A 12,455-nucleotide genomic window follows, 5' to 3' on the forward strand; every position below is an offset into this window, starting at 1 on the left:
AATCTAGCGCATGGCGGCCTTCGCGACAGTGAAATCGGCGTGAAACTTTTTACCCCTGCGGCGGGCTGTAGAGGCGCGCTCGCGCATCCCCCACGGTGCGTTCGGCGAGCTTGTTCCAAGTGGGTGGGATGTGCGCGAAATCGTCCGCCGGGTCACTGCTGCCGATCAGCCACACGCGCCCCTTGGCCTGGGGCAGCGCTTGCAAGGTATCCAGGTAGAGGGTGCTGGCGTCCTGGTTCACCAGGGTGCCGAAGCCATAGTCGTTGGGCCGGCTGGAGGTGCCGTTGGGCAGCGTCGGGGTGTACAGCTGCGGCGTCACGCCGGTGCGATCGTAATACACGTAGGGGAAATACCAGAACAGGTCGCTGATGATGATCCGATCACCCTGGGCATAGTGCTGGTTGACGTAGCCGACCAGGCTATCGAACTGCGGTTCCTGGACCGTGTAGTCGTTTTTCAGGCCCACGCCGCACACGCCGATCACCAGTACCAGCAAGGCGCCGGCCAGCCAGCGACTGCGCTGCTGAAGGCGGTCGATGAAGATCGCCACGATCAGCGGCAGGCCCAGGGCTGCGAACATCAGGTAACGCTCCACCAGCAGGGGCGAGGCAAACGACACCAGGTAGATCACCGCCAACGGCACGAAGGTGTAGCACACCAACAGTGCCTGGAGGCGATGTGCCGAGCGATCACCCAGGGCCACCGCCGCCGCAATTGCCGCCAGCGCCGCCGGCAGCAGCAGGTAGGGCACGGCGGGCACGTCCAGGCCATCGCTCAAGGTCATGAACTGCCAGAAGGTGGAAGGCAACGAATAGCGGGTCATGGCCGGGATCCAGCCGACGTCGCCGCCCACGCGCAGTTGATCCAGGTTCTGCAACTGGTCTACCAGGCTGGGGATCCAGGGGCTGTACAGCAACACGATCAGGGCATTGGCCGCCCACCAGGCCTTGCGGGTGATCAACCGGGGTGGCTGGTTGCGCACCAACAGCAGGTAGGTCCAGTGCGCCAACACGCACAGGCCGGTGAAGTAGTGGGTGTAGAAACTGGCGGTCATCAGCAGCACGTAGATCGCCAGGTAGCGCAAGCGGTCCGGGCGGTTCACCCAATACACCAACGCCAGCGTCGCGCCCATCAGCCACAGGCCCATGAACGAGTACATGCGCACTTCCTGGCTGTAGCGCACGGCGATCGGCAGCAAGGCCAGCAAGACGCCGGCCAGCACGGCCGCAGGGCGGGTGGCGATCAGGCGCACCAGCCACATGCCCAAGGCCACCGTGGCAATGCCCGGCAGTACGCTCAGGGTGCGAATCGACAGCAGGCTGTTACCAAACAGCTCGATCCAGCCATGCAGCAGCAGGTAATACAGCGGGGGGTGCACGTCATGGGCACTGTGAAACCAGATCAGCAGGGGCGAGTGCTGACTCATCAACAGGCTGGAGCCTTCGTCGCACCAGATCGCCGAGGCCGTGGCGTCGTAGAAGCGCACGCCGGCGGCCAGCATCAGGATCGGCAACAGCCACAGGCCGCGTGCCCAGTGGGTCAGCGGGGCAATTCCCAGTGCGGGGAAATGCCCAAGGGGCTCCTGGGTGCCATCACTGCGTTGAAAATTCATCCCCACCTGACGCCCTCGTTCACACCGTTTGCAATGGGCGCCAGCTTAGCGCGTCCGGCCAACGCGTTACAGCAGCACGGCGACCGGTTCGAGTTGCGTGAACCGCTGGGGCTCGCTATCGTCGCGCTTCTAGCGCACACCCGCAGTCGCGGGTTGCGGTTTTGTAAAAAATACTATGGAACACCATGGAGTTCAGACACAGCCTTACGCAACGGATCGTCATCGTGTTTGCCTTGATGACGGCGCTGGTGGCGGGCGTTTTTGCCGTTGGCATCGTCGCGACCGTGCACGTGGTGGAAAAAAAGCTCACCACCATCAGTTTGGGCGGCAACCTGCATCGCCTGCTATTGGAAGAAAACGCCGCCAACTGGAGCCATCGCCCGGAAAAGGACGAGCTGTTTTTTGCCGATGACGGCCCGGGCGACCTGGCCATGCCGCCGGACCTGGCCGATTTGCACCCAGGCTTTCAGGAGCTCAACCGCCTGGGCGACGCGTATTACGCCATGGTGCGGGTGGTCAACGACCGCAAATACATCCTGCTGCGCGGCCAGCAGGGCTTCGAAGAACGTGAGCGGCTGCTGTTCATCGTGGTGGTGGTGGGTTTCGTGCTCAGTGTCGCGCTGTCGATCTTGCTGGGCATGCTGCTGGCCCGGCGAGTGATGGCCCCGGTGGCGCGCCTGGCCTTGCAGGTGCGCCATCGCGACCAACTGCTGGACGTGGCGCCGCCCTTGGCCCCCGACTATGCCGACGACGAAGTGGGCGAGTTGGCCGGCTCCTTCGACGAAGCGCTGGGGCGTTTGCGTTCGGCCCTGAGCCGGGAGAAGCTGTTTACCAGTGACGTCAGCCATGAATTGCGCACGCCGCTGATGGTGCTGGCCAGCTCCAGCGAACTGCTGCTCGAATACCCAGGCCTTGATACGCGTACCCACGCCCAGGTGTCACGCATTGCCCGCGCCAGTGGCAGCATGCGCCAATTGGTGGAAACCTTCCTGCTGCTGGCCCGCTCGCAAGAGGCGGCGGCGATGCAAGGCGGGCAAGCCAACCTTGAGTCCGTGGCTGACGATTTGCTGGAGGTATGGCGCAAGCCCATCGAGGAAAAGGGCCTGAGCCTGGTCTACACCCGCGCAGGCATCGATACCACGCTGTACAACCAGACCTTTCTGCACTCGGTGATGGGCAACCTGTTGCGCAACGCCTGGCACTACACCGACCGTGGGTTTATCGAGCTGACGCTGTTGGCCGACGGGTTTCGTGTGGACGACAGCGGCATTGGCATCCCAGAGGAGAAGCGCTCGGAAATGTTCCAGCCGTTTGTGCGCGGTGATGAACAGCGCGGCGAGGGATTGGGCCTGGGTTTATCGCTGGTACAGCGCATTTGCCTCAGCCAGGGCTGGACGGTCACCCTGACCGGGCGCGAGCCGCAAGGCTGCAGGTTTGAAGTGAAACTGTCGCGCAGCGCGGGCTAAAGCGCAAAAAAAAACCCGCCTTGGCGGGTTTTTTGTTCAATCAGGCTTCAGCACAGCCGGTCGATCACATGAACCCTGGAGGAGCCTTGGGCTTCACTCCATTCATGCTTGAGCGTCTGCAGCACGCGGCCCACGTAGTCCTTGTCGGCAGCGGCCTTTTTACCCACGTAGCCCTGGCCACGGCGGTACATCTTGAAACGGGCGCGCATGCTCGGTTGCTGTTGCTCGAACTCACTTTCCTGGGTCACGCACTCCAGGCAGTCGATGTGCACTTCACCCGACTCGCATACCCACAGGATATGGCTGTCCAGGGTGTCCTTGCGGGCTGCGAAGAGTTGCGCCAGTTGCTCGGTGGTAGGCTGATTGTTCAAGTTCATGGTAAGTCCCTCGACCTGTTCTGATCTGTCGTGTTGGTTAGCTCGCCCGGCGCCTGCCGCCAGTCGAGTTACAGCGTTGCAGCGACGGGAGGGCGCAGCATTCCCGTCAGTGCACATCCGGCCTGGAGCTCGAGGTATGTAGTGTCGAAGAAGAGGTGGCTACACAAGAAAGCGGAGCGAACGATTCGGCAATGTCAGGGTGACTATTACGCGTCAACCACAAGCATCTTGAGGACGTCTCGCCAGCGTTTCTCGGCCCGTACGGGCTGATTGTGCCAGTCTGCTTCATCAATCTGCCTTGTGGGCAGTACACATCGTTGCAACAGCTTGACCTGCTTGGTCGAGCTTGCTCGGAACACCTTTGCCAACGCTCCCGATCGGGGAGACAGCTTCATCATGCAAGGGCTCGGGGAGGGCGTCAAGGGGTTTTGTAGTGTTTTTTTAGCAGCACTACATGTTTCTTTTCAGACTGATCAGTTCTGACTTCCAGTGGGTAAGACGCACCTGTAGGAGAGGATTCATCCGCGAAGGCGGTACCGTGCTAGGCCTGATTCAACGCGGTGATTTTTCGCGGATAAATCCGCTCCTACAGGGGAGGCGGGCGTTTCTGTAGGAGCGGATTCATCCGCGAAGGCAGCACCGTGCTAGGCCTGATTCAACGCGGTGATTTTTCGCGGATAAATCCGCTCCTACAAGGGACGCGGGCGTTTCTGTAGGAGCGGATTCATCCGCGAAGGCGGTACCGTGCTAGGCCTGATTCAACGCGGTGATTTTTCGCGGATAAATCCGCTCCTACAAGGGAAGCGGGCGTTTCTGTAGGAGCGGATTCATCCGCGAAGGCGGTACCGTGCTAGGCCTGATTCAACGCGGTGATTTTTCGCGGATAAATCCGCTCCTACAAGGGACGCGGGCGTTTCTGTAGGAGCGGATTCATCCGCGAAGGCGGTACCGTGCTAGGCCTGATTCAACGCGGTGATTTTTCGCGGGTAAATCCGCTCCTACAGGGGGAAGCGGGCGTTTCTGTAGGAGCGGATTTATCCGCGAAGGCCGCACCGCCAGCCTGATCGTCGTGTAGGTAAATGCTTACACGCGCTGACGGTAAAACGGCTCTATCCATGATGGCCGTCAAGCCGTAATCTGGATCCATCAACTGCAGCGAAGGATCGCCGCAGGATCAAGGACGATCGACCATTGCCGAGGGTGGCTGCCGACAGGGTGTTGGATGGTCTTGGAAAAACCCGCTTCGGCGGGTTTTTTATTGGGCGCGATTTTTCATCTGCGCTTCATCGCGAAGCGCGCGCCTAGGCTTTATGCTGTGGGTTGCCTGATTCAAAGAGACCGTCCATGCCCCGCATCCTCAAGCAGCACCCCGCCCACCGCGACGACATTGGTGACCTGATCACCCGGCGCCCCGTGCCTGGGCCGGCGGTCGAGCAGCTCGACCCGTTCCTGTTCCTCAACCACCACGGCCCGCAAGTGTACCCGCAGCACAACCACGGCCTGCCCTTTGGCCCGCACCCGCACCGGGGCTTCGAGACCGTGACGTTTATCCTGCAAGGCGAGCTGTCGCACCTGGACAGCGGTGGCCATGAAAGCATCATCACCGCCGGTGGCGTGCAATGGATGACCGCAGGTTCTGGCCTGGTTCATGCCGAGTTGTCGCCCGAGTCCTTCAAGCAGACTGGCGGCGCGCTGGAGATTCTGCAGCTGTGGGTCAACCTGCCGGCCCGCTTGAAGTGGGTGGCGCCTGCCTATGTCGGCCTGCAACATCAAGACATCCCGGTGATCAAGGCCGACGCCGGCCGGGTCAAAGTCAACCTGGTGTCCGGGGCGTTCGAGGGGCACCAGGGGCCGATCCAGTCGCTGACCGATGTCACGCTGATGACAGTCTCCTTCAAGCAGGGCGGCGAGATCCATTTGCCGACCCCGCCAGGCCGCCAAGTGTTCTTCTACGTGGTCGGCGGCCAGTTACAGGTGGACGGCGAAGCCGCGCAGCCCTGGCACCTGATCGAGCTGGGCGAGCAGGGCGAAACCGTGCACCTGGCCGCACTCACCGACAGCCAGATCATCTTCGGCCACGCCACGCCTATCGACGAGCCCGTGTTTTCCCATGGCCCGTTCGTGATGACCACCCGCGAGGAGATCATCCAAGCCATCGAGGACTACCAGAAAGGCCTGTTCGGCAGCCTCCCATGACATTACCCGAAACTTTGCCGGCCACCACCCAAACGCCCTCCTGGTACCGCTTGCGCCTGGGCGCCGTGGTCGTACTGACGGGGGTGGGCGCCGGGTTGGGCGGCATGCTCCTGGCGATGCTGCTGCACGCTATCCAGCACCTGGCCTACGGCTATGGGCAGGATGCCTTGACCAGCCACCAGAGCTTTCTGCTGGGCGTGACCAGCGCTTCGGTGCAGCGCCGCGTGGCAGTGATGGCCTTGTGCGGTGTGGTCGCGGGGGTCGGCTGGTGGCTGATCTACCGGTTTGGCCGCCCGCTGGTGGGTATTCGCCAGGCAGTGGCGGCGCAGGGGCCGGTGATGCCAGCCAAGACCACCCTGGCCCATGCGCTGCTGCAGATCATTACCGTGGCCTTGGGCTCGCCGTTGGGCCGCGAAGTGGCACCCCGGGAGGTCGGCGCGCTGGTGGGTGGCAGCCTGGCCCGGCGCGCGGGCCTGGCCCCCGAGATGCAGCGGCTGATCATCGCCTGTGGCGCTGGCGCGGGGTTGGCGGCGGTGTACAACGTACCGCTGGGCGGGGCGGTGTTTGTGCTGGAAGTGTTGGTGGGCAGCTTCAGTTGGCCGGCGGCGACCATCGCCCTGGCCACCTCGGCCATCGGCGCCGGCATTGCCTGGATCGGCCTGGGCGCGCAAACCCAGTACGTGATCCCGGGGTTCACGCAAACCCCCGACCTGATTGTCTGGTCGCTGCTGGCCGGTCCCCTGATGGGGATCGCGGCCTATGGCTTCAGCCAGTTGACCGGGCGCGCCCGGCAGCGCGCCGCACGCGGTTGGCAACTGCCGGTGCTGGCCCTGATCAACTTTACCCTGGTGGGGTGCATCGCGATTTACCTGCCCCAGGTGCTGGGCAACGGCAAGGGCCCGGCGCAACTGGGCTTTGACAGCCAATTGACCCTGGGCCTGGCGGCGATGCTGCTGGTGGCCAAGGTGCTGGTTACCACCAGCACCTTGCGCGCCGGTGCCGAAGGCGGCCTGCTGACCCCGGCCCTGGCCACCGGGGCGTTGCTGGCCATCGTGCTGGGCTGTGGCTGGAACCTGGTGTGGCCGGGCGTGCCCTTGGGCGCCTTCGCCATTGTTGGCGCGGCGGCGTTTTTGGCCTCGTCCATGAGCATGCCAATCACCGCTATCGTGCTGGTGGTCGAGTTCACCCGGGTGGACCACGACTTTCTGGTACCGATCATCCTCGCGGTGGTCGGATCGGTATGCGTCAGCCGCTGGTGCGCCACCTGGGGCAAGTGATCAAAAGCTTGCGAGGATGCGCCCCAGCACCGCCATCGCCTGTTCGCTGCGTTTGTCCCAGGGGTGGCCGTAGTTCAACCGTGCGCAATGGGTGAAGCGCCGTGTGGCCGAGAAAATCGGCCCCGGTGCGATGCTGATGCCTTGGGCCAAAGCCTGGGTATACAGTTGCAAGGCGTCCACCTGCTCGGGAAACTCGAACCACAGAAAGTAGCCGCCCGCTGGCTGGCTGACCCGCGTGCTGGCCGGAAAGTAGCGCGCGGCGGCGGCCAGCATTGCGCTTTGCTGCATTTGCAGGGCATGGCGCAGCCGGCGCAGGTGGCGGTCGTAACCGCCGTGTTGCAGGTAGTCGGCAATGGCCGCTTGGGCCGGCACCGAGGGTGAAATAGTGGTCATCAATTTCAGCCGGCTGATCTGTTCGGCGTATCGCCCGCCGGCCACCCAGCCCACGCGATAACCCGGTGCCAATTGCTTGGAAAACGAGCCGCAGTGCATCACCAGGCCCTCGCGGTCCAAGCTCTTGACCGGGTTGGGCGCGCGGTTGCCGTAATACAGTTCGGCGTACACATCGTCTTCGATCAATGGCACCTGATATTCACTTAGCAGGTCATACAGGCGCGCCTTGCTCACCTCATCCATGCTCGCGCCCAGCGGGTTCTGAAAGCTGCTCATGAACCAGCACGCCTTGATCGGCAAGCGCGCCAAGCTGTCTTGCAGGGTGTCCAGGTCGACGCCGCCGGTGGGGTGCACGGGGATTTCCACGGCCTTGAGTTGCAAGCGCTCCAGCACTTGCAGGCAGGCGTAAAAGGCCGGCGTCTCGATGGCCACCAGGTCGCCGGGGCGGGTCACGCATTGCAGGCACAGGTTCAAGGCCTCCATGGCGCCGCTGGTGATCACCAACTCGTCCATGGGCAGGCGCACGCCGCTGATCATGTAGCGCAGGGCGATCTGCCGGCGCAGGTCCGGGTTGCCCGCGGTCATGTCGCTGATCACCGCCTGTGGCGACATCGCCCGCACGCTACTGGCCATGGATTTGGCCAGGCGCGGCAACGGGAACAGATCAGGGCCGGGAAACGCCGAGCCGAATGGCACAGTGTCCGGGTCCTTGAGCGAGGCCAGCACCGAAAAGATCAGCTCGCTGACGTCCACGTCGGTGCTTTGGGCCGGGTGGGGGGCGACCTGGGGGGCGGTCATCGGCCGCGACACGTGCTCGCGCACGTAGTACCCCGAGCGTGCCCGCGCCTGGATCAGGCCGCGGTCTTCCAGTAGGTAATAGGCCTGGAACACCGTTGATGGGCTCACCGAGTAGGTGCGGCTGGCCAGGCGCACCGAGGGGATCTTGCCGCCGGGGGGCAGCACGCCACTGCGGATCAGTTCGGCGATGTCGTCGGCAAGTTTTTCGTAACGCTTCATGGGGCGGTGGCCTGGGTGTGCAAGGGCTCAGCATGCCGTTGAAACTGATCCGGTGACAGTGTCAGTTTGTTAGCGAAAGTGCATATCAGTTGAGTGGCAGGTAACCGCCACGCGTTCCCGCGTTTTTTGATGCATTCCTTGTTGGAATGCAGTCAATAAAAAACATGAATTTTATTTATGCACATGGGCGGCGTAGCGTAAGGGCATTCGCCAAGACGCAGGAACCAACGCATGACCGTCGCAGAGGATTGCCCGCCCACCCACCTTCATTGGCAACGCAACCTGGCGGTGTGCGTGTTCGGTGCCTTCACCACCATCGTCGCGATGACCCTGTTGCTGCCGTTCTTGCCGCTGTACGTGGAACACCTGGGCGTCAGCGACCCGGCGGCCATCGTGCAATGGTCGGGCATCGCCTTCGGCGCCACGTTTCTGTCTGCCGCACTGACCGCCCCTTTGTGGGGCCGCCTGGGCGATCGCTACGGCCGCAAGTTGATGCTGATCCGCGCAAGCCTGGGCATGGCGGTTGCCATGTCGTTGATCGGCCTGGCCGAAAACATCTGGCAATTGGTGCTGCTGCGCCTGCTGGCCGGCTTGCTGGGCGGCTATGCCTCGGGCACCACCATTCTGGTCGCCACCCAAACGCCGAAGGCGCGCACTGGCTGGGCCTTGGGCATCCTCTCGTCGGGGATCATGGCCGGCAGCCTCGCTGGCCCCCTGATCGGTGGCCTGTTGCCGCCGTTGGTGGGCATCCGCAACACGTTCTTCCTGGCGGGCGGGGTGATTTTCATCACCTTCCTGGCCACCCTGTTTTTGCTCAAAGAGGCTCCGCGGCAACGCCCAGAGCCGGGTGCCAAGGCTGGCGAACCGATCCGCTGGGGCGACATCCCGCAGCGCGGCCTGGTGAAAATCATGTTCGTGGTGGCGTGCCTGATCCTGTTCGCCAACATGTCGATCGAGCCGATCATCACCGTGTACCTGATGCAACTGCACGTTGAACACCTGACCCTGATGGCCGGGCTGGTGATGTCGGCAGCGGCCCTGGGCAGCATCCTGTCCGCCGCACGGCTGGGCAAACTGGCCGACCGGGTAGGGCACTGGAAGGTGGTCACGGTGTGCCTGGCGGTGGCGGCGGTGCTGCTGATACCCCAGGCATTCGTGACCGATGCCTGGCAACTGGTGGTGTTGCGCTTCCTGATGGGGCTGGCATTGGGCGGGTTGCTGCCGTGCATCGCGGCCATCATCCGGCATTCGGTTCCGGAGCGGGTGGCGGGGCGGATGTTGGGCTATTCCACTTCCAGCCAGTACGTGGGGCAGGTGCTGGGGCCGTTGATGGGCGGGTACGTGGGCGGGCATTTTGGCATGCCGCTGGTGTTTTTGGGCACCAGTGTGTTGTTGGCGGTGTGTGCGGTGGGGATGGTGGGGTTGCGGCCGCGAGCGTAAATGCCGCGAAGTAACGAGGCGAGACTCATCTCATCCTTAGCCGTTGATTGGCTCCGAGCGCGTCTTGAAACTGCGGGAATAAGGCCTTTCGCAAGCAAGCTTGCTCCCACATTGGCTGCAACGTGCCGCACTTCAGTTTGCATTGAGCACTTTGCAACAACTGTGGGAGCAAGCCTTGCTTGCGAATAGGCCTAGGTCTCGAGTGCCTCAGGCACCATGATCTAAACGGCCTGCCTATGCGATCCTCCTTCACCTGAGTACCATTACCCCAGCACTCATTGCCCAGGCCCCACGCTTTGAACGAACCCCTGCTAACCCCTGAAGCCGTCGCCCGCCACTTGCAGGCGCTGGTCAAACTGGACCCGCGCCTGGTCGCGGTGTGCGCCGTGGCCGGTGAATTTGCGCCACGCATTGGCGAGGTAGGCTTTGCTGGCCTTGCGCGAATCATCTGCGGCCAGCAGGTGTCGGTAGCCAGTGCCAACGCGATCTACGGGCGTTTCCAGGCGGTGGCGGGCGCGACGGTGGCGCACAGCTTTCTGGCCTTGGGCGAGGAGGGCCTGCTGGGCGTTGGGCTGTCGCGCTCCAAGCACCGCACCTTGACCACCTTGGCCGAGGCGGTGGTGGCGGGGGGCCTGGACTTTGACGTACTGGGGCAGTTGCCGGCCGAGCAGGCGATTAGCGAACTGGTGCGGCACAAAGGCGTGGGGCCGTGGACGGCAGAGATTTACTTGATGTTCAGCGCTGGGCACCCGGATATTTTTCCGGCCGGGGACCTGGCGTTGCAGAAGGCGGTGGGTGATGCCCTGGGCTTGGCCATTGCGCCGGATCGCAAGGCCTTGATCAGCATTGCCCAGGCCTGGGCGCCGCATCGGGCGACGGCGGCGCTGCTGTTCTGGAAGTATTACCATGCGGTGCGCCGGCGTGAAGGGGTGGTCTGAAGCACGGGCACATCCGACTGAACCCTGACCCGTGGGGTGCGGTCACTTGGTCTGTTACCCGCCGAACAGACACGGAGTCCGCCTATGCGCCCCCTGCATTTCAGCACCCTGACCTGCGCCGCCCTGTTGTGTGCTGCCTGCGCGCAACACCCCCAGACCCTGTGGGGCACCACCGACGTAGCGACCCGGCAAGCGCTGCCGCCCGATCAAGCCTACCCCGAACTGTTTGAGGCCGTGCAGCGCGGTGAAATCTTCACCGACCAGAAGCACTTCGTCGACGCCTTGCCCAAGCAAGCTCCGGCGCAGATCCGCGCCGATTACCTGGCCCAGCGTGATCAATCGGGTTTCGACCTGAAAGCCTTTGTCAAAGACCATTTCGAAGAATCCGGCGAAGCCCAAAGCCCGGCACCCAAGCCTGGCGCGCCGATCCGCGAGCACATCGACAAGCTCTGGCCGGTGCTGAGCCGCCACTACGACCAAGTGCCGCAATACAGCAGCCTGCTGCCGCTGCCGCAGCCTTACGTGGTGCCCGGCGGGCGGTTTCGCGAGATGTATTACTGGGACTCCTACTTCACCCTGCTCGGCCTTGAGCAAAGTGGCGACACAGAACAGGTGCGGCAGATGGTCGACAACTTCGCCTACATGATCGACACCTACGGGCATATCCCCAACGGCAACCGCACCTATTACCTGAGCCGTTCGCAGCCGCCGTTCTTTGCCTACATGGTGGAGCTTGAGGCGCGCATCGAAGGCGACCAAGCCTACCGCCGCTACTTGCCGCAGTTGCAAAAGGAATACGCCTATTGGATGCAAGGTTCGCAAACCCTCAAGCCCGGTGAAGCCGGCGCCCACGTGGTGCGCCTGGCCGATGGCAGCCTGTTCAACCGCTACTGGGACGCCAGCGCCACGCCCCGCCAGGAGTCGTGGAGCCAGGACGTGAAAACCGCCGAACAGGCGCCGCAACGGCCTAAGGAAGAGGTGTGGCGCGACCTGCGCGCCGGCGCCGAAAGCGGTTGGGACTTCAGCTCGCGCTGGATGGGCGACCCGAAAAACCTGGCCAGCATCCGCACCACGGCCATCGTGCCGGTGGACCTCAACAGCCTGATGTACCACCTGGAACGCACCATCGCCACCGCCTGCGAGAAAACCGCCAACGCGCCGTGCACCCAGGCCTATGGCAAGCGTGCCGAGCAACGCCGCGAGGCCATCGAGCGGCATCTGTTCGATGAGCGCAGTGGCTATTACGTGGACTACGACTGGCAGCGCAACCAACAGCGCCCGGCGTTGACCGCCGCGGCGCTGTTCCCGTTGTACACCGGCCTTGCCTCGCCCGAGCACGCACGCAAGACCGCCGTCGCCGTGCAAGGCGGCCTGCTGCGCACCGGTGGCCTGGCCACCACCCAAGTCAGCAACGGCCAGCAGTGGGACGAACCCAATGGCTGGGCACCGCTGCAATGGATCGCCGTGCAGGGCCTGAGCCGCTACGACGAGAAAGCCCTGGCGGCGCAGATCGCCGATCGCTTTCTGGCCCAGGTGCAGGGGCTGTATGCCAAGCAGTCCAAGCTGGTGGAAAAGTATGACCTGTCCGGCAGCCAGCAAGGGGGCGGCGGTGGGGAGTACGAACTGCAGGATGGGTTTGGCTGGACCAACGGGGTCACGCTCAAGTTACTGCAAAAGTATCCTGAGGCGGATACGGCAGGGCGGTAGACGGTGGTGGGGGGCTACGGCCCTCCCTATCA

At 63.4% G+C, this 12,455-nt stretch carries 9 protein-coding genes; 6 read left to right on the top strand and 3 right to left on the bottom strand.

The window, feature by feature from the left end:
* Nucleotides 1–49 precede the first annotated feature (49 nt).
* Complete coding sequence (locus tag L9B60_RS24905) at nt 50–1,612, bottom strand: glycosyltransferase family 39 protein (protein ID WP_249673629.1); 1,563 nt, start codon at nt 1,610–1,612, stop codon at nt 50–52.
* A 185-nt stretch (nt 1,613–1,797) separates the two neighbouring features.
* Here L9B60_RS24905 and L9B60_RS24910 point away from each other — a divergent pair, with 185 nt between their 5' ends.
* A complete protein-coding gene (locus L9B60_RS24910; protein ID WP_249673630.1) occupies nt 1,798–3,078 on the top strand; it encodes a sensor histidine kinase in 1,281 nt (426 codons plus the stop codon).
* A 47-nt stretch (nt 3,079–3,125) separates the two neighbouring features.
* On the opposite strand, the gene L9B60_RS24915 is transcribed toward L9B60_RS24910, so the two are convergent.
* The gene (locus L9B60_RS24915) at nt 3,126–3,455 is read right to left on the bottom strand and encodes a hypothetical protein (RefSeq protein WP_249673631.1); all 330 of its coding nucleotides are present in this window, start codon (nt 3,453–3,455) and stop codon (nt 3,126–3,128) included.
* Nucleotides 3,456–4,799: 1,344 nt separating this feature from the next.
* On the opposite strand from L9B60_RS24915, the gene L9B60_RS24920 reads away from it, so the two are divergent.
* Together L9B60_RS24920 and L9B60_RS24925 are read left to right on the top strand one after the other, a co-directional pair.
* Complete coding sequence (locus L9B60_RS24920; protein ID WP_249673632.1) at nt 4,800–5,651, top strand: pirin family protein; 852 nt, start codon at nt 4,800–4,802, stop codon at nt 5,649–5,651.
* On the top strand, nt 5,648–6,928 hold the full coding sequence (locus L9B60_RS24925) for a chloride channel protein (RefSeq protein WP_249673633.1): 1,281 nt from the start codon (nt 5,648–5,650) through the stop codon (nt 6,926–6,928). Before L9B60_RS24920 ends, L9B60_RS24925 begins: the two co-directional genes overlap by 4 nt.
* Here the strand turns inward: L9B60_RS24925 and mapR are convergent, their stop codons facing one another.
* Nucleotides 6,929–8,338 carry a GntR family transcriptional regulator MpaR gene (gene mapR / locus L9B60_RS24930; protein ID WP_249673634.1) on the bottom strand — a complete coding sequence of 470 codons (1,410 nt, stop codon included), beginning with the start codon at nt 8,336–8,338 and terminating at the stop codon, nt 6,929–6,931. It lies immediately after the preceding gene.
* Between the two features lie 231 nt (nt 8,339–8,569).
* On the opposite strand from mapR, the gene L9B60_RS24935 reads away from it, so the two are divergent.
* From L9B60_RS24935 to treA, 3 genes are all read left to right on the top strand, one after another.
* A complete protein-coding gene (locus tag L9B60_RS24935) occupies nt 8,570–9,778 on the top strand; it encodes an MFS transporter (RefSeq protein ID WP_249673635.1) in 1,209 nt (402 codons plus the stop codon).
* A 296-nt stretch (nt 9,779–10,074) separates the two neighbouring features.
* A complete protein-coding gene (locus L9B60_RS24940; protein WP_249673636.1) occupies nt 10,075–10,716 on the top strand; it encodes a DNA-3-methyladenine glycosylase family protein in 642 nt (213 codons plus the stop codon).
* Nucleotides 10,717–10,800: 84 nt separating this feature from the next.
* Entirely contained in the window at nt 10,801–12,423 is a 1,623-nt protein-coding gene (gene treA, locus L9B60_RS24945) for an alpha,alpha-trehalase TreA (protein ID WP_249673637.1), read from the top strand.
* Nucleotides 12,424–12,455: the final 32 nt, after the last annotated feature.

The sequence above is a fragment of the Pseudomonas abieticivorans genome (assembly GCF_023509015.1).
Lineage (GTDB): Bacteria > Pseudomonadota > Gammaproteobacteria > Pseudomonadales > Pseudomonadaceae > Aquipseudomonas > Aquipseudomonas abieticivorans.

Excerpts from the sequence above, each read along its gene's own strand:
- L9B60_RS24920 (WP_249673632.1), top strand. The coding sequence starts at position 4,800 with ATGCCCCGCATCCTCAAGCAGCACCCCGCCCACCGCGACGACATTGGT.
- L9B60_RS24905 (WP_249673629.1), bottom strand. The coding sequence starts at position 1,612 with ATGAATTTTCAACGCAGTGATGGCACCCAGGAGCCCCTTGGGCATTTC.
- L9B60_RS24915 (WP_249673631.1), bottom strand. The coding sequence starts at position 3,455 with ATGAACTTGAACAATCAGCCTACCACCGAGCAACTGGCGCAACTCTTC.
- mapR (WP_249673634.1), bottom strand. The coding sequence starts at position 8,338 with ATGAAGCGTTACGAAAAACTTGCCGACGACATCGCCGAACTGATCCGC.
- L9B60_RS24925 (WP_249673633.1), top strand. The coding sequence starts at position 5,648 with ATGACATTACCCGAAACTTTGCCGGCCACCACCCAAACGCCCTCCTGG.
- L9B60_RS24935 (WP_249673635.1), top strand. The coding sequence starts at position 8,570 with ATGACCGTCGCAGAGGATTGCCCGCCCACCCACCTTCATTGGCAACGC.
- treA (WP_249673637.1), top strand. The coding sequence starts at position 10,801 with ATGCGCCCCCTGCATTTCAGCACCCTGACCTGCGCCGCCCTGTTGTGT.
- L9B60_RS24910 (WP_249673630.1), top strand. The coding sequence starts at position 1,798 with ATGGAGTTCAGACACAGCCTTACGCAACGGATCGTCATCGTGTTTGCC.